General features: G+C 70.1%; 20 protein-coding genes and 3 pseudogenes. 13 read left to right on the forward strand and 10 right to left on the reverse strand.

What is annotated here, in order from left to right; translation table 11 throughout:
* The first annotated feature begins 127 nt into the window (after positions 1 to 127).
* Entirely contained in the window at positions 128 to 370 is a 243-nt protein-coding gene (locus ACFVWU_RS12965; protein WP_387619001.1) for a hypothetical protein, read from the forward strand.
* Positions 371 to 852: 482 nt separating this feature from the next.
* Here ACFVWU_RS12965 and ACFVWU_RS12970 read toward each other — a convergent pair whose 3' ends face one another.
* Positions 853 to 1,740 carry an LLM class flavin-dependent oxidoreductase gene (locus tag ACFVWU_RS12970; RefSeq protein ID WP_387619004.1) on the reverse strand — a complete coding sequence of 296 codons (888 nt, stop codon included), beginning with the start codon at positions 1,738 to 1,740 and terminating at the stop codon, positions 853 to 855.
* An 80-nt stretch (positions 1,741 to 1,820) separates the two neighbouring features.
* Between ACFVWU_RS12970 and ACFVWU_RS12975 the strand changes: the two genes are divergently transcribed.
* The 3 genes from ACFVWU_RS12975 (at position 1,821) to ACFVWU_RS12985 (ending at position 4,296) form a co-directional block, all read left to right on the forward strand.
* Positions 1,821 to 2,135, forward strand: a complete 315-nt coding sequence (locus tag ACFVWU_RS12975; protein WP_387619007.1) for a hypothetical protein — start codon at positions 1,821 to 1,823, stop codon at positions 2,133 to 2,135.
* A 68-nt stretch (positions 2,136 to 2,203) separates the two neighbouring features.
* Positions 2,204 to 3,412 carry a hypothetical protein gene (locus ACFVWU_RS12980; RefSeq protein WP_387619010.1) on the forward strand — a complete coding sequence of 403 codons (1,209 nt, stop codon included), beginning with the start codon at positions 2,204 to 2,206 and terminating at the stop codon, positions 3,410 to 3,412.
* 236 nt (positions 3,413 to 3,648) lie between these two features.
* Complete coding sequence (locus tag ACFVWU_RS12985; RefSeq protein WP_387619013.1) at positions 3,649 to 4,296, forward strand: DUF433 domain-containing protein; 648 nt, start codon at positions 3,649 to 3,651, stop codon at positions 4,294 to 4,296.
* 216 nt (positions 4,297 to 4,512) lie between these two features.
* On the opposite strand, the pseudogene ACFVWU_RS12990 reads toward ACFVWU_RS12985, so the two are convergent.
* A pseudogene (locus ACFVWU_RS12990) lies at positions 4,513 to 4,749 on the reverse strand (LLM class flavin-dependent oxidoreductase); the annotation flags it as partial.
* 106 nt (positions 4,750 to 4,855) lie between these two features.
* Positions 4,856 to 5,767, reverse strand: coding sequence for a serine/threonine-protein kinase (locus ACFVWU_RS12995; RefSeq protein WP_387619016.1), 912 nt, complete (start codon positions 5,765 to 5,767; stop codon positions 4,856 to 4,858).
* An 86-nt stretch (positions 5,768 to 5,853) separates the two neighbouring features.
* Here ACFVWU_RS12995 and ACFVWU_RS13000 point away from each other — a divergent pair, with 86 nt between their 5' ends.
* The 3 genes from ACFVWU_RS13000 (at position 5,854) to ACFVWU_RS13010 (ending at position 8,001) form a co-directional block, all read left to right on the forward strand.
* Positions 5,854 to 6,399, forward strand: a complete 546-nt coding sequence (locus ACFVWU_RS13000; RefSeq protein WP_387619018.1) for an RNA polymerase sigma factor — start codon at positions 5,854 to 5,856, stop codon at positions 6,397 to 6,399.
* Positions 6,396 to 7,223, forward strand: coding sequence for a hypothetical protein (locus ACFVWU_RS13005; RefSeq protein ID WP_387619020.1), 828 nt, complete (start codon positions 6,396 to 6,398; stop codon positions 7,221 to 7,223). Before ACFVWU_RS13000 ends, ACFVWU_RS13005 begins: the two co-directional genes overlap by 4 nt.
* Positions 7,224 to 7,317: 94 nt before the next feature.
* Complete coding sequence (locus tag ACFVWU_RS13010; RefSeq protein ID WP_387619022.1) at positions 7,318 to 8,001, forward strand: hypothetical protein; 684 nt, start codon at positions 7,318 to 7,320, stop codon at positions 7,999 to 8,001.
* A 75-nt stretch (positions 8,002 to 8,076) separates the two neighbouring features.
* Here the strand turns inward: ACFVWU_RS13010 and ACFVWU_RS13015 are convergent.
* The 5 genes and pseudogenes from ACFVWU_RS13015 to ACFVWU_RS13035 form a co-directional block, all read right to left on the reverse strand.
* Positions 8,077 to 8,313, reverse strand: a pseudogene (locus tag ACFVWU_RS13015) (LLM class flavin-dependent oxidoreductase); the annotation flags it as partial.
* A gap of 24 nt (positions 8,314 to 8,337) precedes the next feature.
* The gene (locus ACFVWU_RS13020; RefSeq protein ID WP_387619025.1) at positions 8,338 to 8,607 is read right to left on the reverse strand and encodes a hypothetical protein; all 270 of its coding nucleotides are present in this window, start codon (positions 8,605 to 8,607) and stop codon (positions 8,338 to 8,340) included.
* Positions 8,607 to 9,071, reverse strand: coding sequence for a hypothetical protein (locus ACFVWU_RS13025; protein ID WP_387619028.1), 465 nt, complete (start codon positions 9,069 to 9,071; stop codon positions 8,607 to 8,609). Before ACFVWU_RS13025 ends, ACFVWU_RS13020 begins: the two co-directional genes overlap by 1 nt.
* Positions 9,068 to 9,589 carry a hypothetical protein gene (locus ACFVWU_RS13030; protein ID WP_387619030.1) on the reverse strand — a complete coding sequence of 174 codons (522 nt, stop codon included), beginning with the start codon at positions 9,587 to 9,589 and terminating at the stop codon, positions 9,068 to 9,070. Before ACFVWU_RS13030 ends, ACFVWU_RS13025 begins: the two co-directional genes overlap by 4 nt.
* A 178-nt stretch (positions 9,590 to 9,767) precedes the next feature.
* Positions 9,768 to 10,007 (reverse strand): annotated as a pseudogene (locus tag ACFVWU_RS13035) (LLM class flavin-dependent oxidoreductase); the annotation flags it as partial.
* Positions 10,008 to 11,148: 1,141 nt separating this feature from the next.
* On the opposite strand from ACFVWU_RS13035, the gene ACFVWU_RS13040 reads away from it, so the two are divergent.
* Positions 11,149 to 11,964 (forward strand): BTAD domain-containing putative transcriptional regulator, encoded by an 816-nt coding sequence (locus ACFVWU_RS13040; protein ID WP_387619033.1) that lies wholly within the window; start codon positions 11,149 to 11,151, stop codon positions 11,962 to 11,964.
* A gap of 73 nt (positions 11,965 to 12,037) precedes the next feature.
* On the opposite strand, the gene ACFVWU_RS13045 is transcribed toward ACFVWU_RS13040, so the two are convergent.
* A complete protein-coding gene (locus ACFVWU_RS13045) occupies positions 12,038 to 12,799 on the reverse strand; it encodes an NAD-dependent epimerase/dehydratase family protein (RefSeq protein ID WP_387619035.1) in 762 nt (253 codons plus the stop codon).
* Positions 12,800 to 12,981: 182 nt separating this feature from the next.
* Between ACFVWU_RS13045 and ACFVWU_RS13050 the strand changes: the two genes are divergently transcribed.
* Positions 12,982 to 14,196 carry a sensor histidine kinase gene (locus tag ACFVWU_RS13050; protein ID WP_387619037.1) on the forward strand — a complete coding sequence of 405 codons (1,215 nt, stop codon included), beginning with the start codon at positions 12,982 to 12,984 and terminating at the stop codon, positions 14,194 to 14,196.
* Positions 14,193 to 14,798 carry a response regulator gene (locus tag ACFVWU_RS13055; protein ID WP_387619040.1) on the forward strand — a complete coding sequence of 202 codons (606 nt, stop codon included), beginning with the start codon at positions 14,193 to 14,195 and terminating at the stop codon, positions 14,796 to 14,798. Before ACFVWU_RS13050 ends, ACFVWU_RS13055 begins: the two co-directional genes overlap by 4 nt.
* A gap of 98 nt (positions 14,799 to 14,896) precedes the next feature.
* Here ACFVWU_RS13055 and ACFVWU_RS13060 read toward each other — a convergent pair whose 3' ends face one another.
* Positions 14,897 to 15,946, reverse strand: a complete 1,050-nt coding sequence (locus ACFVWU_RS13060) for a methyltransferase (RefSeq protein ID WP_387619042.1) — start codon at positions 15,944 to 15,946, stop codon at positions 14,897 to 14,899.
* A 159-nt stretch (positions 15,947 to 16,105) separates the two neighbouring features.
* On the opposite strand from ACFVWU_RS13060, the gene ACFVWU_RS13065 reads away from it, so the two are divergent.
* The 3 genes from ACFVWU_RS13065 to rfbH all read left to right on the forward strand — a co-directional run bounded on the left by ACFVWU_RS13065 (position 16,106) and on the right by rfbH (position 19,682).
* Positions 16,106 to 17,344, forward strand: a complete 1,239-nt coding sequence (locus ACFVWU_RS13065; protein ID WP_387619045.1) for a nucleotide disphospho-sugar-binding domain-containing protein — start codon at positions 16,106 to 16,108, stop codon at positions 17,342 to 17,344.
* A complete protein-coding gene (locus ACFVWU_RS13070) occupies positions 17,341 to 18,312 on the forward strand; it encodes an NAD-dependent epimerase/dehydratase family protein (RefSeq protein ID WP_387619048.1) in 972 nt (323 codons plus the stop codon). The genes ACFVWU_RS13065 and ACFVWU_RS13070 overlap by 4 nt, the downstream gene beginning before the upstream one ends.
* A gap of 62 nt (positions 18,313 to 18,374) precedes the next feature.
* A complete protein-coding gene (gene rfbH, locus ACFVWU_RS13075) occupies positions 18,375 to 19,682 on the forward strand; it encodes a lipopolysaccharide biosynthesis protein RfbH (RefSeq protein WP_387619050.1) in 1,308 nt (435 codons plus the stop codon).
* Positions 19,683 to 19,721 lie beyond the last annotated feature (39 nt).

Here is a 19,721-nt window from a genome sequence, read left to right on the forward strand (position 1 = left end):
GTAAAATGAAATCAGAATGCGCGCCGACCGCTTGTAGCGAAGTGGTGCCAATGCCCCGCCAGAGCGACCTGAATTACAGTCGGTCAGATATTTCAGAAGATCCTCGACGGTCGAGGACCGCTCGCGCATGCTGGAGATCAAGCCCGCATCAATGAATGAGCGGCACCATGGCAGAAATCTCGGAGACGAGCGCTTGGCGGTGATTTACACGCGTAAGCCGGCCCTGGTGCGCCGGTCGATGAGACGTGGCGACCATGGAGTTCTTCCCGTTGAATTCCTTCACATTCGCCCGACCGGAACCACCGCGACACCACCCGCTACACGCCGGTTCAACCTGCACCGATTCAGCGCAATTCCGTGGCACGGCTGAAGCACGCCCACGCGGGCCCAGTCCTGCGAACTTCAGGAGGGGGAAAGCGATGGAGCACGCGATGGCCGTTGCAAGCGGAAAGGGTTCCCGCGTCCATCAAACTGGCGGTAGCCGGATCAACCGCTGACGCATTCCAGGAGATGTAGCGAGAGGCCTGATCGATAATGCCGCCGCACGAGTAGTGCAGCAGTCGGACTCGTGGTGGCGGCCATGCCCGTCGCACTAGCCGCAGCCCTGGCATTCACCATGCTCAGCAGTCCGGGACCTCCCGAGGATCACCGGCAGCCCCCACGGGCAAGCATTGAAGTGACTGCGATGCTTGCAGTCGACGGAACGTACCAGCGCGAATATGTGCCCAAGCTCCCAAATCCCACTGCACGTTGGCGAGACGGCCGTGATGTCCGTTCCGATAACCAACCGGTACTCGACCGAACCGACTACGGCCCATCCCGACTTTCGAGATGGGCCGTAGTCCTTCGGCCTCAGCCGAGTTGGGCGAGGCCCTCGGTGGCGATCTCCTCGAAGACGGCGAGGTCGTTCTCGAAGATCGAGTCCGGGACGGGCCAATGGATCACGAGCTCGGTGATGCCCAGTTCCCGGTACTTCCCCGCCCAGTCGACGAAGGCGCCCAGCGACTGCAGCGGCCGCTCCGCGGTCGAGCCCTGGAGCAGCATCTTCTCCAGCGTCGCGACGTCCCGGCCCTTCGCCTCGCAGGCCGCCGTCAGCTTCCCGATCTGCTGGGCGATCACCTCGGGCGCCTGCTCCACCGGTACGTCCGCCGGCCCGCGCGGGTCGCCGTACGTCACCCAGCCCTGGCCGTACTCGGCCGCCAGCCTCAGCCCGCGCGGGCCGGTCGCGGCGACGTAGAACGGCACCCGCGGGGTCTGCACGCAGCCGGGGATGTTCCGGGCCTCGACCGCCGAGTAGTAGGTGCCCTCGCGGGTGGTGGCGTCCTCGCGCAGCAGCTCGTCCAGCAGCGGCAGGAACTCGCCGAACCGGTCCGCCCGCTCCTTCGGCGACCAGGCCTCCTGGCCCATCGCCGTCGCGTCGAAGCCGGTGCCGCCGGCGCCGATGCCGAGCGTCAGCCGCCCGCCGGACACGTCGTCCAGCGTGATCAGCTCCTTTGCCAGCGTCACCGGGTGGCGGAAGTTCGGCGACGTCACGAGGGTGCCCAATCGCATACTCTGCGTAGCTGACGCCGCAGCGGTCAAGGTCGGGATCGCCCCGAACCACGGCTCGTCCCGGAAGCTTCGCCACGACAGGTGGTCATACGTGTAGGCGGCGTGGAACCCGAGTTCCTCGGCCCGCCGCCAGATCTTCTGCCCCTCGCCCCACCGGCGGATGGGCAGGATAACGGTACTCAAGCGCATGCAGTGACGATACGCGCGCGGATCGGCGGGACTTCGGACCGCCCGCAAGTCGGCACGAGCAGGTCCGCTAGCGTGGCGCCATGGGCACGTTGAGCAGGCGAGAACTGGCCGCGCTGGTCGAGGAAGCGACGGTCGACACCTACGACGAGCACGAGGAGCTGTCGGCTCTGTTCACCGCCGTCGAGGAGAACCTGGCGGTGCCGTTCAGCACCTTGATGCTGGGCGTCGAGGTGACCGTGCGGGGCATCGACCTCTCACTGGACGGAAGGATCGTCGCCCTGTGCACCCGCGGTGAGTTCCGGCAGACGATCGGGTTGCTGGACCTTCCGCTGCCGGAACCGGCTCCGGACGGAGCGGAGTGGGTCGAGGCGTACCGCTACTACTGGACGCAGTGAGCGTCGGAACCTTCAAGATCGAGAGGGCCTGCATGGCTGTCGTGGTACGGAACGAGGATGAGGCGTCGTTGCGAGACCTGATCGAGCGAAGCTCCGAACTGAAGGGTGAACTCGTCGCCTTCGCCCAGAGCGCACGCTTCGACCGGTGGTTGACGCCCCTCCTCCTGGAGGCCGCCGGGCCCCAGCGGCAGTTGGAGGAAGGCGATGCGATCCGGATCATCGACAACTTCATCCTCCGGTACCGCTTGCCGGACGGTTCGACCGTGGTGGACCGGTTCGTCGCCGGACGACGGGGCTTGACCGAGGCAGATCGGGAGATGCTGCTCGGCTGGCGTGACCCCGTCGAGGGCATCTTCGAGATCCGGCGCAAGGACGGGGACGCTGTCGTCCTGCTGAACCTGATCGACGACCTGGAGTACCGCACGTACTCGAACGTCGGGCGGGTGGCCTTCCGCGGAGTGTCCAAGGGGGGATTCCTGCACACCTGCCTGGTGCCCGTCCATTCGGCCGACGGGGCGTGGCTGATCTCCGGAATGATGTCGTCCTACCCGAAGTCCAGCGCCACCGAGATCGCCCGGGCCGCACTCCAACTGGCCACCAGCCACCCCGAACTGGTCTTCCGCAACCCCGAGAAGATCGAGCAGGGATGGGAGTCGATGCGGGAGGACCGGGCCGCGTTCATCGAGTTCTGCGGCAGCGACGAACTGGTCCTTCCCCCTGCCGAAGTCGAGGACCGGCTCAACGCCTACTACCGGCACCGGCAGGAGGCCGCCGTCGCCGAGCATCCCGACCGGGCCCGGGGCAGGCGGCTGCCCGGCCTGGACTTCCCAGCCTTCGAACTACCGCGAGGACTCGCGGAATCGGACACAGTCGGCGTCATCTACGACGAAGTCGACGGGCTCAACTTCTACCCGGACTACGGGATGCTGTGTGACCTCTTCGCCGATCCGGCCCTCGCGGGCCGAAGGTATTACCAGGACGTGCTGCGCGTGTACCTGCGCGAGGAGTCGATTGCGCCGCTGCCGATCCGCCGCTTGGCCGACGCCCACCCGGAGACGGTCGACGCGGTGTTCCGGAAGTTGCTGCGGAAGCCCGGATTCACCTGGAGCGAGCACGGTGAGGAACTACTCCGCCGACGCAAGGCCTGGCATTACGAGCAGGAGTCCCGTCCGGGCGTTTCCGTGATCGGCGAGCGCCTCAGCGAGCTCGCCGCCGGCACCGGACGCCAGAGGTTCACCAGGGCACGGCGTGTGCCGCGTCGACCCGACCATCCGTAATCGCGAACGCGGGCTTTCGGTGATCAGTAGCGACCCGTATTCGGCATGGCCTTCTCCGCCAACTCGGTGATCGCCAGTGCTTTCGGCAGCTCTCCCCTGACCTCCTCGGGGATGACCGGCGGAGCTCCGGTCTCTGGCGAGTCCCCGTTCGGGTGAAATCCTGGCGGGTGTGCCGGCTGTAAGAGACCATGAAGTAGGTTCCGTACATCGTCGCATGAGCTATGGGAGGTGCCGCCGTGTCTTACGAGCCCAAGCTCGCTGCCGCGTTGTCCGGCGCCACCCTGCGCCAGCTGTCTCACTGGCGCAGGGCCACAGGCCCGCGTGGTGCCGTCCTCGTACCGGAGACCTCCGCCTCCCGGCCGATCCTCTACTCATTCCGGGATGTGGTCGCGCTTCGCATCTGCGTGAGGCTGCGGGAGGAAGCGTCGCTCCAGAAGATCCGCCGTGCTCTGGGCACCTTGCGCGACGATCTCGACGAACGGGAGCATCTGTCCAGCTACCGGCTCGTGGCCAGTGACGGCACAATCTATCTGGCAGATCCAGACCACGCTGTCGACCTCGTGCGCAAGCGAGGCAACGTGATCATCCACGAGATGGTCGATGTCCTTCGGCCGTTCTATCGAAACGGCCGACAGATTCCGAACCTGCTGCGTCCTAGGAATCATCTGTCCGCCGATCCCCTGGTCCGGGGTGGTGAGCCGGTGATCGAAGGAACGCGGATTCCCGCTTCGGAGGTCGCGGCTCTTCTGGGGGACGGCATCCGACCGGAGTCGATCACGGACTTCTACCCCGGCGTCACCCCCGAAGCAGCTCGTGATGCGGCCGACTTCACCGACTACGTCGACAGTTACTCGGACGAGGGCCCCCGGCAGGCCGCCTCTTGAGGATCCTGCTCGACGAGAATGTCCCCTTGCCGTTGGCTCATATGGCTCGATTGCTGCTGAAGCAACACGAGCTTCAGCACGTGGCAGAGATCGTCGGCTGGGCAGGCACCAAGGACAAGCACTGGCCCACATCCGGCGGTGCCTGAGGAGCAAGGCCGCCTCCGGACAAGCTCTTCGTCGAACAGGCTCGAGTGCAGTCTTGCGAGGTCAGGCCGCGATAGGTGAAGGAGGCTTGACCGAGGTCACCAGGGTGCCCAACCGCAGCCGCTCGGTCGCGCACGCCGCCGCCGTCAGCGTCGGCACCGACCCGAACCACGGCTCGTCCCGGAACGACCGCCAGGACAGGTGGTCATACGTGTACGCGGCGTGGAACCCCAGGTCCTCGGCCCGCCGCCAGATCTTCTGCCCCTCGGCCCACCGGTGGATGGGGAGGATCACCGTGCTCAGTCGCATACTCCCGACCCTACGGTAGCCGTCAGCGGCCAGGATCCTTCACGCGTTTGCGGCCGGATTCCTCTCCAGGACACGACCGCCGGTGCGGACCGGCTCCCTGTCGGATTCAACGCGGCAGCCAGCTCAGCAGGGTCGTCGCCGTGAACACCGTGCCCGACGCCAGACAGACCGCGCGCGGGGTCAGCCACCTGGGGCCTTCCAGGGGCTGGGACTGCGGGACCGGAGCCAGCAGCGCGTCCGCGAAGGCCTGGGCGGTCGGCGGTCGGTCCGCCGGCTCGACGGACATCGCGGCCCGTAGCAGCAGGACGACGTTCGGTGGGAGCTCCGTTCCGGCTGGGAGCGCCGGCAGCGTCGAGGCGGTCGGCTGGTCGGTCATCAGGGCCGTGGCGCGTCCGCCCGGGCCGAACGGCTTCTGCCCGGTCAGCAGCTCGTAGGTCACGACGGCCAGCGCGTACACGTCGGCCCTCCCGTCGAACCCGCCGGTCTGAAAGGCCTGTTCCGGTGCCATGTACGCGGGCGTGCCCGTGGTCACCGTCAGCCCGGACGCGTCGGCCAGTTGCTTCGCGCTGCCCAGATCCGCCACCAGCACCGCGGCGGGCTCAGGGTCGGTGGCGAGCAGCAGGTTGGACGGCTTGACGTCGCGGTGCACCACGCCCGCCTCGTGCAGGACCTGGACCGCGTAGCCCGCCTCCGCGGCCAGCCGCAGCGCCTCCTGCGGGTCGCACTCCCCGACCCGGTCCGCCAGGGTGCCGCCGCGTACGTAGTCCATGACGAAGTAGGGCCGGTCCTCCTGCACCCCGACGTCGTGCACCCGGACCACCCGCGGGCTGGCGATCCGGCGCAGCAGCCTCGCCTCCGCCAGGAACCGCTCGCGCACATCGGCGTTGGCGGCCCAGTTCTCGGCCAGCACCTTCACCGCGACCTCGGTGTCGAGCTCCGGATCGTAGGCCTTCCAAACCGTGGCGAAGGAGCCGGCTCCGAGCCGGTCCAGGAGGAGGTAACGGCCGAGCTTGCGCATGTGGCAGCATTCTGCCGGAGTCAGGGCGTGTGCGGAACTCCCGTTCGACGGGTGGGATGCAGGCGGGACGAAACGGGGGGATCCGGATGTTCGAGGAAGGCGAGCTGGAACGGCTCGTGACGGTTGCTCAGGCGGGGGGCCCGGGGGCGATGGAGCACCTGCTGGCCAAGCTGCGGCCGGTGGTGCTGCGCCGATGCTCGCGCTTCTTGCCCCACCACGCCGACGCGGAGGAGGCCGCGCAGGACGCGCTGCTGTCCATCAGCACGCACCTGGGCGGGTACGGCGGCCGCGGCTCCTTCCTGGGCTGGGTGACGGTGATCGCCTCGAACGCCGCCCGGTCCACCTACCGCTCGATGCGCCGGCGCGCCGAGGACAGCCACGCCGACCTCCCCGAGTCCGTCGACCCGCGCACCACCAGCGTCATCGCCGGGACCCGGCTCGACCTGATGGAGGCGCTGGCCGCGCTGGAGCAGCAGCACCCCGCCCTGGTGGAGGCCTTCGTGCTGCGCGATCTGGGCGACCTGACCTACGTCCAGGTGGCCGAGGTGCTGGACACCCCGTTGGGCACGGTCAAGGACCGTATCCACCAGGCCCGCCGCTTCATGCGCGAGCGCCTGGTCACCGGTCGGTGAAGGGCGGCCACGCCGTCGTCCGGCCCCGGTCCGCCGTCGTCGCCCTGGTGGCAGCCGCCGCGCTCGGGCTGGCGACCGGCCGGTTCGTCCTGCCACCGCCCGCTGGCGCCACCGCGCACCCGGCAGCGCGGTCGGGTGCCGCGGTCGGCGGGGCGTCCCAGGGCGCGTCCGCTCCCGCGACGCCCGGCGGGTCCGTCCCTACGCCCGTGTCCTCGGCCTCCGGCTCCGACTCCGCCTCGCCGACCGATGCGACCGGGCCGGTGACGACCGCGAACCTCCTGGAACCCGCGGCGTTCAGCCCGGACGTGGGCATCGGGCAGATCCACGTCGCCGACCGGTACGGCGACGGGGTTTACGCCAACTCGGCCTGCGCCGGCGAGAAGAAGACCCTGGGCGGGCCCGGCGCCCACTCCCGCGAACTGGTGACCAGCCCCCGTACCAACCCGGGCGACCCCCCGCCGGCCGCCGACCGCGTCGACCAGGTCGCCCGCGAGGTCGTCGCCGAGGCCCCGAGCCCTTCCCTGGCGCAGAACCTCACCGAGCGCCTGCTGCTGGAGGAGGTGCCCTGCAAGGAGGAACCGCCAGGGCACTGGGTCTACGGAAGGACCACGACGCTGCAGCTCGCCCCGGACGTCACCGCGAGCTGGATGGGCGTCTACCCGGGAGACTTCAACACCAACGGCAGGGCGCCCGAGGGCAAGGAGCCCTGCGGCGGCATCGCCGTGCTGCGCAGCGGCAACCACTACGGGGTGCTGGAGGTCGACGCCTGCCTGGGGACGGCCGCGATGGACCACGTCGTCCGGACCGCTCTGTCACAGCTGTGAAACAGCCGGTCAGGGCTCCAACTTCCCCTCCACCGGCGGCATCTCCCCGGTTGTACGAGGACGCAGCAGGCGTCCCGACCAACAGGGGGACCAGATGACCCAGAACCAGACCGTCCAGCAGAAGTCCGTTCGCCGCAACCGGCTCGCCGCCGCGGCCTGCTTCGCCGCCTCACTGATCACCGTCAGCGTCGTCGGCACCCAGTCGGCCACCGCCGACGCGGCCGCGCACAACACCGCGCGCCCGGCTGCGGCCGCGGTCGCCGCGCCCGGACTCGGCTCCGCCGACCTCGTCCAGAGCGAGGACTTCAAGAAGGGCATGAACCCGGTCGGCGCCACCGTCGCGCTGACCGGACGCCAGGGGCTGTCCGCGTGCTCCGGCGAGGAGACGATGCGCGACCTGACCAAGGGCCAGGCCACCGCGTACGCGTCCGTGAACTGGACCTTCGACACCCACGGCATGCTGATCGAGTCGGCCGCGAGCGCCCCCACCGCGACCACGGCCGACACCTGGGAGAAGCAGCTCGTCGCACTCGTTCAGGACTGCCAGGACGAGCCCGCCGGCCACTGGCACTACGGCGCGGCCCACACCCTGACCGTCACCGGCGGCACCGCCCGCTGGTACCCGGCCTACAACGGCGACGGCACCGTCAGCGGCGGGACCGCGGTCCTGCGCAGCGGCACCAGGGTCGCCATCGTCGAGCTCACCGGCCAGCCCACCGACGCCCCGACCTACGTCGAAGGCATCACCACCGCAGCACTGAACCGCCTCTCCTCCTGAACGGCAGCCCCGCTCCGCCCGCGCCGCCGAGCGGAGCGGGGCCCGTCCGCAGTGTGTTCTCGCAGGTCAGGTCGCGATGGGTGAACGGGGCTTGACCGAAGTTACGAGCGTGCCGAGGCGGAGCCGCTCGGTGGCGGTGGCCGCGGCCGTCAGCGTGGGGATCGAGCCGAACCAGGGCTCGTCCCGGAAGCTGCGCCACGACAGGTGGTCGTAGGTGTAGGCGGCGTGGAAGCCGAGGTCCTCGGCCCGCCGCCAGATCTTCTGCCCCTCGCTCCACCGGTGGATGGGCAGGATCACGGTACTGAGTCGCAGGCCTGCGACCTTACGGGCCGCCCGTCACCCGTGCAGACGCGTGTCGATCCCCTCGTACGTGAAGTGCCCGCGTTCCTGGCCTCCGGAGACCGTCACCACGGGAGCCGCGAGCAGAGCCAGGGTGAAGACGGCGCAGACGGCGATGCGGAAGATCACCCGGTGCTGCGAGAAGGACAGCACAACCGGCCGGAACCGCTCGCCTCCGGATTGGATGACGTCCGCGAGATCGGTGTCCCCGATGCGCTGCGCCTGCTCGGGCTCCTCGGTCGGCTCCGAAACGGCGGGTCCTCTCATCAGTTCTCGTCCCAGACGCCACGACGGGTGACGCGCGGGCAGGCAAACCGATTGGACGTTTGCTGGATGTCGTGGTCGGGCCAGCGACAGTGCACGTGCAACTCACGCTCCGGCAAAGGGGCGGTCCAGAGTTCGACGTCGTAGCGGCGGTCTCCTCCTCCCGCGTGAACCGGTGTCCACAGCGGGGGTGTTGCCAGCTGGGGCTCGATGGGGGCTGTCATGACGGCCGCCTCGGAGCCGTGCGCAAGACCGATTCGGGGCCCGCCATCAGTGGCACCCGTAGCGGTCTGCGACCAGTCCTCGGCCTCCACGTCACGGCGAAGGAAGGCAAGACCGACCCGAAGGCCCGTGCTGTATACCCGAAGTCCGGTGAGCAGCACGGCTCCCCTCGCGCTACGTGCCAGCAGGACATCCGCCTCCAGCAACGTGCCGAGTTCGTCGACTGGCGGATGCGCGAGGGTCACCGGAGACACTCGACGACGCCGTTGTAGGCGTTACCCGTGCTGTGCTCGCCCAGGATGCTGATGGTCTCCCTGGGACTGCTGCTGGTTCGCTGCCAGAACCCGGTGACCTGACCGTGGTCGTCGAACTCATAGACCCGGTGACACTCAAGGGTTCTGCTGTAGTAGGCGGTGTCCGTGCACGACCCGCCACCGCAGCTGGTGCCGCTTCCGGCCTGCGCGCCTGATGCTGCTGCGCCGATGGCGGCCGGCGACGTGGAGTAGTGCAGCACCGCAGTGATGCTTCCGGCGTAGATCGGTCCATTGCAGCTCAAACTGGCCTGGACACTGGCCGTGAACCCCCACGTGTCGTTGCCGAAGCTCTTCGGAGATGTCGGAAGGGGCTTGTTGACGACAGGCCGGCAGTAGGGCGAAGGGTCTCTGGAATCCTCGCCCTGCGCGGCTGCGGCAAGGGTCGGGTTCAGGAGGACAAGGGTGCTCGCCCCGATGAACAGTCGACGCAGCAATGCCCGGGGCTTCATGAGCGCGCTCCATTCCCGTCGTGTACGACCGCACCGAGGCTCCCAGTCCTTCAGGGCACGAGGGGCCGGGAGAGGAAAACGTCCACCGTTCGGCCCTCGATTTCAATTCGTTCGAGTGAACCGAGGTCAGGTGGAGCCATGCGCGCCGTACCGGCCGTCGCGTCGTCGCAGGTCAGGCTGTGATGGGTGAACGAGGCTTGACCGAGGTGACGAGCGTGCCGAGGCGCAGGCGCTCGGTGGCGCAGGCGGCTGCCGTCAGGGTGGGGACGGAGCCAAACCAGGGCTCGTCCCGGAACGACCGCCAGGACAGGTGGTCATAGGTGTACGCGGCGTGGAAGCCGAGTTCTTCGGCCCGCTGCCAGATCTTCTGACCCTCGCTCCATCGGTGGATGGGGAGGATCACTGTGCTCAGACGCATGTCATCGACCCTAGTGGACCCGAGGGTCGTCTTCCGGGGGCCGGATCCGCGGCAGGATCGAGGCCAGGGTAGCGATGGTCCGGCAGGACTCGCATGTCCTGTCACAGCCCCGTAGCACACTGGCTGGTGTTCTACCCGTCGGTGCGTCCGAGGGATGCGGGACGCAGCGCGAGGGACGGGTGTGACAGGAGGGCGGGGAGGCGGACCGGACCTGCCGCGGGCGCCCGGACCGCGGTGGGGTGAAGGCCGCTCCACCTGTGTCGTGAGGCCGCCGAATCGGACCGTACCGGGCCGTCGACCTGCGGTTTCTCCCGTCGCCGGTCCGGTCACCGGAGGCACTCATCCGGGATATTCCGGGCATCCGCGGCCGCCTACCTGAAGGGCGTACGCAAAGGTCCGGAGCAGCACCGGGTCTTACCCACTTTTCACCTTGACACCACTGACCCCACAGGGATTAGATGACTTATCCAAGATAAGTTCTCCGGCCGCACCGATAGCGCAGCACTTGCAGGCGCCACCGGCTAACGGCGTTAACCGCACGGATTATCTCCCATCCACCTCCCGCGCCATCGACCACCGTTCGACGGTCGGCGAGCACCGGAGCCTACCCGGAGATTCTTTCGGAAATATGCCCAGGACAACCGGCTGGCCAGGCCGTGAATTCACCTGCGGCACCCCTCGATACCCCTGATGGAAATCGGCACAGCTCAGCCGGGATCAGATAAATCAGCAGGTCAGAGCAGTGCAACCACAGTGAGATCACTCCGACCGGCAGGGGAACAATCCGATCGGTAGTTGCTAGAAAAAGTATTGTCATGACCGCGTCATTTTACATTCCTCAAAAAAAGCTCAGATGTCAACAGGAAAGCAGCTTGAGCACACCCTGACTGATAGACTCATCAATGGCTTGGCGGCCCGCGAACAAATTCGGGCCCCACGGGGGGCATGCTTTCACGCCCTCCTTGCACTCTGGGCGGAGGACTGGACTGCACTGCGGCAGTCCGTATCGGATTCAACAATCCCGACCGACCGTTGCCAAGCAGGAAAACTGCACACGCCACGGTCCAGCAGGACCGGTGCGGCGATACCTCTAAATGCTGCAATTTTTTGCAATCATTTGACCGGGGAGGGGTTGAACTAAATGCAGATCAACATTCTTGGCCCGCTGGAAGCCGCGATCGACGGGGTCTCCGTGGTGCCATCCGCCACGAAGCCTCGCAAGGTCCTGGCCCTGCTCGCGGCCAGGATGAACAGCATCACACCGATCTCCCAGCTCATGCAGGAGGTCTGGGACGAGGAGGCGCCGGTCAGCGCCTCCACCACGATGCAGACCTACATCCTGCAGCTGCGGAAGCTGATAGCGAACGCCCGGCCGAACGACCCGGAGAGCGCGAAGCGGATCCTGGTCACGATGTCCGGTGGCTACATGCTGAGCGGGCCGGCCGAGGCACTCGACCAGTACCGCTACGAGCAACTGGTCCACCACGGGCACGCCGCGCTGCGGGTCGACGACAGCTCCCAGGCGGCCATGCTGTTCCGGCAGGCCCTCGGGATGTGGCGCGGCACCAGCCTGGTCGACGTCGAGCAGGGCCGCCCGCTCCAGGCCCACGCGATCCGTCTGGAGGAGTCCCGGCTGCACGTCCAGGAGCTGTGCATCGAGGCCGAGTTGCGGCTCGGTCATCACCAGATGCTGCTCAGTGAGCTCGCCGCACTGACCGTCGAGCACCGGTTCAGCGAGAACATCCGCGCCCAGTTCATGCTCGCGCTCTACCGGTCCGGCCGGTGCGCGCACGCGCTGGAGACGTTCCGTCAGTTCCGCGCCCTGATGATCGAGGAGATCGGGCTGGAGCCGTCCGCCCGGATGTACCGCCTGCACCAGGCGATCCTCGGATCCGACCCGTCGCTCGACGAGTGGCAGAGCTCGCCCGACTCGCTGCTGGCGCTGGGCGCGGCCTGACCAGAGCCCGCAGCCGTCGGGGGGCACCGGACAGCGCGACCCCGACGGCTGCGGGCGCCGGACACCGGGTGGGCTACTGGGCCTCGCGCTCGACCAGGCCGGCCAGCAGCCGGGCATCGATGACGCGCCGGTAGTAGTCCGGACCAAACCCCAACTCGGATATGTCGGGCAGAAGTCGGGACAGCCGCTCGGTGCTGACGTAGCCGTTGCCGGGGGTGGACTCGGTGACCTCGCGGGTGGCGCGCAGGCCCAGCGCGAGTTCGAGGTGGTCGAGGATCGCCTCGATCGGCACCGGATGGCCGGACGCCACGTTCACCACCTGGCGGCTCACCCCCGCCGCCAGCAGCACGTCGAGGATCCGCACCATGTCGGCCACGTCCAGCAGGTCGCGGCTGGCACCGCTGCGCACCTGGACGACACCGGCGCGGATCTGCGCCACCAGCGCGGGGATCAGCTGGTGGCCGCGCTGGTGTTCGCCCACCAGGTGGCTCAGCCGCAGGATCAGGTGGTCCGCTCCGGACCGGCGGACGGTCTCCTCCAGCCGGAGCTTGTGCGCCGCGTAGGGTGTGCTCGGAACCACCGGCTCGTCCTCGCGGCCGCCGCAACCCAGTGCGCCGTAGACGCCCGAGGACGCCGTCGAGAAGAAGACCAGCCGGCGGCCGTCGACGATGGCCTTGGCGAGCGCCGACTCCAACAGCTCCGCCTCGCGCCGGAATTCCACCACCGAGGTGCCCGCGGTGCTGGACACACCGGCGGCCAGGATCAGCGCATCGGGATGGGAGGTGGCGAGCGGCTCCAGGTTACGGGCGATGAATCCCCGGCCGATAATCTCCATCAGACAGCTCCTTGTCTTCCAGCCCACGCCCCTGGGCGGCGGACGTTCACCGTCGGGCAAGTGCACGCTATGGCGGGCACCTCGAATGTGGGTCCAGAGCGGTTCGAAGATCGCGGAGGGCTCCGGCGGACCCGCACCGGGGCCGACGGGCGGAGCGGGGATGAACGCAGGAGGGGACTTCCATGGGGTGGCGGACGACCGGTGACGAACCGGTCCTGGCCGTGCCGGGCACCGGTCTGCTGGGCGTGTTCGGGCCCGACCCGGGCGGGCCGCGCAGTCGGTGGGGCCTGCTGCTGGGCTCGCTGGGCTGGCTCGTCCCGCTGATCGGGATGGCGCCGCCGATCAGCTCGTACCCGTCGCGGGGCCAGGACCTGGTGGCCGTGCTGGGCCTGCTCGGCTTCGGCGCCGCGCACACGCTGGTGACCTGGTCCTTCCACACCGACCGGCTGAGCCGGACGCTGCGGTGCTGGGTGTGCGGATTCCTCGCGGCGGGCGCCACGGCTCTGCCACTGGAACTCGGCGACAAGTGGATCGTCTCGATGCCGTACCTGGCCGCGGCCGTGAGCCTCTCCGTCCCGGAGCGGCTGCTGTTCGCCTCGGTCGCGGCGCCGGTGCTGCTCGCCGCAGTCGTGGCCCGGCAGGTGGAGCCCTCGGAAGCCACCCCCGCCATCGTGATGACCCTGGCCGCGGGCCTGGCGGTGGCCACCTACCGCAGGATGCTGACGCTCATCGCCGACCTACGCTCGACCCGGCTGCGGCTGGCCGGGCAGGCGGTGGTCGAGGAGCGGCTGCGGATCGCCCGCGACCTGCACGACCTGCTCGGGCACACGCTGCTGAACATCGTGCTCAAGGCCGAGTACATCCGGCGGGTGGAGAGCCGCGTTCCCGAGCCGCGGGACCCGCGCAGCGCCGCCGTGCTGAGCGAGGCGGAGGAAATCGAGCGGATCGGCCGGGAGGCCATCGAGGAGGTCCGGCAGGCTGTCACGGGCTACCGAGAGCACGCCCTGTCGGCGGCGATCGACGGCGCCCGGAGCTGCCTGACGGACGCCGGCATCACCGTACGGATCCGGTCGGAGGCCAACCCGCTGCCGAGCGCGGTGGAGTCCGCGTTCAGCTGGGTGATCAGAGAGGGCGTGACCAACATCGTGCGGCACAGCAAGGCGGACCATTGCGACATCACGGTCGGGCTGGTGGACGGCGCGGCGGAGCTGGAGATCAGGGACGACGGGACCGGGCCGGTCCGCACGCCCCAGCGCGCCGGCGGAAGCGGCCTGGCCGGGCTCTCCGAGCGGATCACCCTGCTCGGCGGGCGGCTCAGCGCGGGACCGGGCCCGGCCGGCGGGTTCCGGCTGCGGGTCGTCCTGCCTCTGGCCGGCGTCGGTCAGGAGGCGTCGTGATCCGCGTCCTGCTGGCGGAGGACCAGGTGATGGTCCGCAACGCCATCGCCCGGCTGCTGGACCTCGAACCCGACCTGGAGGTCGTCGGGCAGGTCGGCGACGGCACCGAGATCGTGCGCACCGCGGTGGAGAGCCGGGCGGACGTCGCACTGCTCGACATCGAACTGCCCGGCCGCAGCGGCCTGGACGCGGCCGCCGAACTGCGGCGGGCCCGGCCCGAGTGCCGGACCGTCATCGTGACGATCTACGGGCGTCCCGGCTACCTCCAGCGTGCGATGGAGGCGGGCGCCAGCGGGTTCGTCGGCAAGGACCGTCCGGTGGACGAGCTCGCCGAGGCGATCCGCCGGGTGCACGCCGGCGAGACCGTGATCGACCCGGAGCTGGCCGCCTCGGCGATGCGGGCCCGGCCCAACCCGCTGACCGAGCGCGAACGCGGCGTCCTGCTGGCCGCCGCTCAGGGCGCCCCGGTGGCCGCCATCTCGGCCCGAGTGCACCTCTCCGAGAAGACGGTGCGCAACTACCTGTCCTCGGCGATCCAGAAGACCAGTACGGCCAACCGCTACGAGGCGGCCCGGGCGGCGATGGAGAACGGCTGGCTCTGAGCCGGGAGCCGCCCCGTCCGGGAACCGCGAAGCCGCCAGGCGGGCCGAGGCCCGCCAGGCGGCACGGAGCGGCAGGCAATGCGACGCGGCACGGGCCGTCAGGGCCGCCTGGCGGTCAGGGCGACCGGGAGCAGCCCGGGGCGGGTGTGCAGCTCGACGTCCAAGAGACCGGCCGAGGTGAGCAGTTCGCGGTAGTCGTCCGGCGAGTAGGGCTCGCCGCCCGGGGTGGTGGAGAGCAGTAGCAGGCCGAGCAGGTGCGCCTGGACCTGGTCCCGTTCCTGGCCGTCCTGCGGGGCGAAACCGGCGACCACCAGCCGTCCGCCCGGGGCGAGCACCCCGGTGAGCCGTTCCAGCAGCCGCGCGGCCTGCGCCCGGTCGAAGTGGAACAGGAGGTTGGCCACCACCACGACGTCGTACGGGCCGCCGAGTGGCGCCGTGAAGGCGTCCCCCGGCAGGTAGGACACCCGGTCGGCGACACCGCGGCGCTCGGCGTGCTCACTGGCGGCCGCCAGCACCTCGGGCCAATCCTGCGCCCACACGTGGGCCCCCGGATGCCGGACGGCCAGCTCGAAGCCGGTGGCACCGTGCCCGCAGCCGACATCCAGGACGCGCAGCCCGGGGCGGTCGGCGGCGAAGCCGGCGAGCTCCTCGGCGACGAGGTCCGCGACCCGCTCGGTAACGAACGTGGTGTGCTGGGCGAAGTCGACCCAGAACGGGAAGCCGGGCGCCAGTGCATCGGCGCCGCGCACCGGTCCGCCGGTACGGACGGTGCCGGCGAGATCTCCGAGCGCCCGCCACTCCATGTCCCCGGCCGCCACCTTGACGATGCCGCCGCAGTACCCGGGAGAGGTGGTGACCAGTAGCTCCGCCGTCCCCGGCGCGAGCGCGTACCCGCCGTCCTCCTGCGCGTCCAGCAGCCCGAGCCCGGTGAGCGCGCGCAGCATCAGCCGGATGCCGCGCGGGTCGGCGTGCAGCCGTGCGGCGACGCTCGCGGCGTCCAGGGCCTTGCCGTCGAGTTCGTCGAAGATCCGCAGGTCGATGGCGGCCCGCAGCGCGGCGGTGGCCTTGAATCCGGCCATCATGCCGAAGAGCCGCTCGCGGCTCAGTCCCTCGCCGCCCGGTCCTCCGGGCCCGCGATTCCCGTTCACGCCCCACCGCCTCCTGCCTGCCGGCCTCGCTCCGATTCGGGCGCCACCTTCACCAGGGCCGGTGCAGTCCCGCTGGAGCCTCGGTGGGGCCCGGCTCGACGGACGACCTCGACCCGCGCTGGACCGGGACTCCAGGGCCCGTCGGAAGGCTCGGCAGCCATGCGCGTACTGTTCACGACGTCGGAGTGGCCGACGCACTTCTTCCCGATGGTGCCGCTCGGGTGGGCCCTGCAGTCCGCCGGGCACGAGGTCCGGGTGGCGTGCGCGCCCTCCCTGGTGCCGGTGGTCCGGCAGTCGGGGCTGGTCCCGGTGCCGCTGCTCGGCGGCCCCGACCCCGCGTTCAAGACCCGGCTGGCCCGGTACTGGGAGTTCGCCGCTCGGCAGCGGCCGATCGAGCCCGGTGAGCTGCTCCACCCCGTCACCGCGGAGCCGATGGACCGGCTGGAGGAGTTCGAATTCGCCGCCTACCGCGCCGTCCACCGCGACGCCAACCTACGGTCCATGCGCGAGAGTTGCGACCGGACCGCGGAGTTCGCCCGGGCCTGGCGGCCCGACCTGGTGGTGACCGAGCCGCAGAACGTCGAGGGCGTGCTGGCCGGGCGGCTGCTGGGCGTCCCGGTGGTCTGCAACCTCTTCGGCCTGGTCGGCACCGACGAGACGGAGCCGGGCCTGGACATCGTGCTGGAGGACCACAGCGACTCCTTCCCCCGGTACGGACTGCCGCCGATGGCCACCGGGCTGATCGATGTGGTGCTGGACCCGTGCCCGCCGAGCGCCGCGTCCCGTACCCTGCGGCCCACCCTGCCGGTCCGCTACGTGCCGTACAACGGGCCCGGCGGCGCACCGGACTGGGCCGGGTCGCGGCCGGACGGCGGCCGGCCGCGGGTGCTGATCGCCTGGGGCACTTCGGTGTCGGGGATCTACGGCAGCCGCGCGTTCCTGGTGCCGGGCCTGCTGCGCGCCCTGGCCGGCCTGGACGCCGAGGTGGTGATCACCGCAGCCGACGCCGACCGGGCCGGTCTGGTGGCCGACCACCCGCGGGTGCGGGTCCTCGACCGCTGGTGCCCGCTGAAGCTGCTGCTGCCGACCTGCGACGCCGTCGTCCACTACGGCAGCGGCGGTACCGGGATGACCGCGATGACGGCCGGGGTGCCCCAGCTCGCCCTGCCGTTCTCCGCCGAGCAGCGGATGAACAGCTCCCGGCTGACCGCCGCCGGGGCCGGTTTCCAGCTGGACGGCTTCGCCGCCGACCCGGCGGCGGTCGCCGACCGGCTGGGCCGGCTGCTGGCCGAGCCGGTGCACCGGGAACGGGCGCAGGCCCTGCGGGAGGAGGCGCTGGCCCGGCCGACGCCCGCCGAGCTGGTGCCGCAGCTGCTCGACCTGGGCGCCGCCCGGTGAGCGCCCGCACCGCGCTCGTCCTGGGCGGGACGGGCTTCGTCGGACGGCACGTCTGCGCCGCCCTCGCCGGGGACGGCTACCGCACCCTCGCGGTGGGCCGCCGGCCGGCCGGGGCGGTCGCGCCGCCGCCGGACACCGGCTACCGGGTCCTGACCGAGCCCACCGTCGCCGCGCTCGGCACGCTGCTCGACCGGGAGCGGCCGGACCTGGTGGTCAACGCGGCCGGCACGGTCTGGCAGCCCGACCCCGACCGGATGGCCCGGGACAACGCCGAGCTGGTGACCGCCCTGGTCACGACCGCGGCCGCCCGGCCTGCCCCGCCGCGGCTGGTCCAGCTCGGCTCGGTGCACGAGTACGGGCCGACCCCGGCCGGGGAGCCGATCGCGGAGGACCGCCCGGAGGCCCCGGAGACCCCGTACGGCCGGACCAAGCTCCGGGGCACCCGGACGGTACTGGCAGCCCGCGACGTCCCGGCGGTGGTGCTGCGCATCTCCAATGTGCTGGGCCCCGGGGCGCCCACCGGAAGCCTGCCCGGCCTGGTGGCGGCCGCCCTCGCGCAGGCGCGGCTCGGCGACACGGAGGCTGTCCTGGAGCTCAGCCCGCTGATCGCCAGACGGGACTTCGTCGACGCCCGGGACGTCGGCGCGGCGGTGCTGTGCGCGGCCGGTGCCGCCGAGGCCGTCGGCCGGGTCGTCAATATCGGCAGCGGCGAGTCCACCGGAGTCCGGGAGCTGGTCGCCGAACTGGTGCGGATCAGCGGGGTACCGACCCGGGTGGTGGAGCGGGGCGAGCAGGAGGAGACCCGCAGCCGCTCGATGAACTGGCAGCAGCTCGACGTCTCGCTCGCCGCGCGGCTGCTCGGCTGGCGCCCGCGCCGGACCGTCACCGCGTCGCTCGCCGACCTCTGGCAGTCCGTCGCTTTCGGCCCACACTCAATGGTTTCTCAAGGTCCGGACAGCACGCTCTGAGCGGTGCGGTACCGCGATGTCGCCGACCCGCCCGAGGAACTTCCCACTTGATGGAGGCAGGCATGACCGACCGATCGAAGGACCTGCTGCTCGAGGAAGTGCGCAAGTACCACCACGAGCGCTCGCAGGATCAGGAGTTCGTCCCCGGCGTGACCCCGGTCCTGTCCTCGGGTGCAGTGCTGGACGAGGACGACCGGGTCGCGCTCGTCGAGGCCGCCCTGGACATGCGGATCGCCGCCGGGGTGCACTCGCGCCGCTTCGAGTCGGCCTTCGCCCGCACCCTGGGCATGCGCAAGGCACACCTCACCAACTCCGGCTCGTCCGCCAACCTGCTGGCCCTCAGCGCACTGACCTCGCCGCAGCTGGACGACATGCGGCTGAAGCCCGGAGACGAGGTGATCACCGTCGCCGCGGGCTTCCCGACAACCGTCAACCCGATCCTGCAGAACCAGCTCGTCCCGGTCTTCGTGGACGTCGAACTCGGCACCTACAACGCCTCGTTGGCACAGATCGAGGCAGCCGTCGGCCCCAAGACGCGGGCGATCATGATCGCCCACTCGCTGGGCAACCCGTTCCCGGTGGCCGAGGTCGCCGAACTGGCCAAGGAACGCGACCTGTTCCTCATCGAGGACAACTGCGACGCGGTCGGCTCGCTGTACCAGGGCAAGCCCTGCGGCAGCTTCGGCGACCTGTCGACGGTCAGCTTCTATCCGGCGCACCACCTCACCATGGGCGAGGGCGGCTGCGTCCTGACCAACAACCTGCCGCTCGCCCGGATCGTCGAGTCGTTCCGCGACTGGGGCCGGGACTGCTGGTGCGAGCCCGGCGAGGACAACCGCTGCCTGAAGCGCTTCCAGTACCAGCTGGGCACGCTGCCCAAGGGCTACGACCACAAGTACACGTTCTCGCACGTCGGTTACAACCTGAAGTCAACCGACCTGCAGGCGGCGCTCGGGCTCAGCCAGCTGCGCAAGCTGCCCGCGTTCAGCGCGGCGCGCCGGCGCAACTGGCAGCACCTGCGCACCGCCCTGGACGGCGTCCCGGGCCTGCTGCTGCCCGAGCCCACCCCGGGCTCCGACCCGAGCTGGTTCGGCTTCGTCATCACCGTCGACCCCGAGGCGCCGTTCACCAAGTCCGGCCTGGTGGACTTTCTGGAGTCCCGCAGGATCGGCACCCGCCAGCTGTTCGGCGGCAACCTGACCCGTCACCCGGCCTACCGGGACCGGGAGTTCCGCGTCGTCGGCGACCTGCGCAACAGCGACATCATCACCGAGCACACCTTCTGGGTCGGGGTGTACCCGGGGCTCACCTCTGAAATGCTGGACTACGTCACGGATTCCGTCCGTGAGTTCGCCCTGAAGCACGCCTGATTCGATGCCGGTGCGTCCGGCTGCCCGGCACCGGCGGAC

The sequence above is a fragment of the Kitasatospora sp. NPDC058190 genome, assembly GCF_042883685.1.
Taxonomy (GTDB): Bacteria; Actinomycetota; Actinomycetes; order Streptomycetales; family Streptomycetaceae; genus Kitasatospora.